General features: G+C 68.8%; 1 pseudogene. It reads right to left on the reverse strand.

From position 1 onward, the window contains the following. Window positions 1-660 (reverse strand): annotated as a pseudogene (locus tag AWB67_RS41670) (hypothetical protein); the annotation flags it as partial.

Below are 660 nucleotides of genomic sequence, written 5' to 3' on the forward strand. Positions count from 1 at the left end.
GGTGCGAACGTATCCGCGCCGCCCGGTTTGCGGCCGCGCCGCAGCCCGGGACGGTTCAGGCGCCAGTCCGGCGCTCGCGCCGTGCTGGCGGCTCCAGCCCCTTTCGAGCACCCGCTTTTCCATCTCGTCAGCCGTCTCGGCCTTCTGGGGCTTCCTGGCCGCGACCGTGGCCGGACGGGCGGCGCTCGCGCTGGCCGGGCGGGACCAACCCGTTGCGAGCACCCGCTTTTCCATCTCGTCTGCGGTCTCGGTGCGCGTGGCCATGACCGGCGCCGTGGGCGGCGCGCTCGTGGCCGCGGACAGCCGCGCAGCGGGGTGCGCAGCAAGTACGGTGCCCTGGGACTGGGCGTGCGGCACCTGCCGCTCAGATGGAGACTTCGCGGTCCTGACGCCGGCGGCCCCTTGCATCTGCCGCAGATCGATTTCCACCAGAGCAGACATGCCCGGCATGAGTTGATCCTTGAAGGCTCCGACGGACTCAGGGTCGAGAACGATCTTCACCGGCACGCGCTGGACGATCTTGGTGAAATTGCCGGTGGCGTTGTCCGGTGGAAGCAATGCGAAATGAGCACCTGAGGCGGGGGAGAAACTGTCGATACGGCCGACGAAGGTGTGCCCGGGAACGGCGTCGATACGAACCTGAACCCGTTGCCCTTGAGC

This window comes from Caballeronia terrestris, from assembly GCF_001544515.1.
Taxonomy (GTDB): Bacteria; Pseudomonadota; Gammaproteobacteria; order Burkholderiales; family Burkholderiaceae; genus Caballeronia; species Caballeronia terrestris.